The organism is Vogesella mureinivorans, assembly GCF_007644035.1.
In the GTDB taxonomy this organism is placed as follows: Bacteria; Pseudomonadota; Gammaproteobacteria; order Burkholderiales; family Chromobacteriaceae; genus Vogesella; species Vogesella mureinivorans.
This window is the reverse complement of sequence record NZ_VMTV02000694.1, coordinates 1-418: the sequence shown is the minus strand read 5'-3', so window position 1 is coordinate 418 and position 418 is coordinate 1. Positions and strand designations below refer to the sequence as shown.

At 65.1% G+C, this 418-nt stretch carries 1 pseudogene; it reads left to right on the top strand.

Annotated features, from left to right (window positions below):
- A pseudogene (locus tag FLQ44_RS17780) lies at positions 1 to 418 on the top strand (malate dehydrogenase); the annotation flags it as partial.

Sequence of the window (418 nt, the reverse complement as noted above, 5' to 3'; positions counted from 1 at the left end):
CGAGAAGCTGGTGGTGTGGGGCAACCACAGCCCGACCATGTACCCGGACTACCGCTTCGCCACCGTGGGCGGCGCCTCGCTGAAGGACAAGGTCGCCGACGAGGCCTGGAACCGCGAGACCTTCATTCCCAAGGTCGCCAAGCGCGGCGCGGCGATCATCGAAGCGCGCGGCCTGTCCTCGGCGGCTTCGGCGGCCAACGCGGCCATCGACCACATCCGTGACTGGGTGCTGGGCACGAATGGCAAGTGGGTCACGATGGGCATTCCCTCGGACGGCAGCTACGGCATTCCGAAGGACGTGATGTTCGGCTACCCGGTCACCTGCACGAATGGCAGGTACGAGATCGTGCAGGGCCTGGCGATCGACGAGTTCTCGCAGGAGCGCATCAACTTCACGCTCAACGAGCTCGAAGAAGAG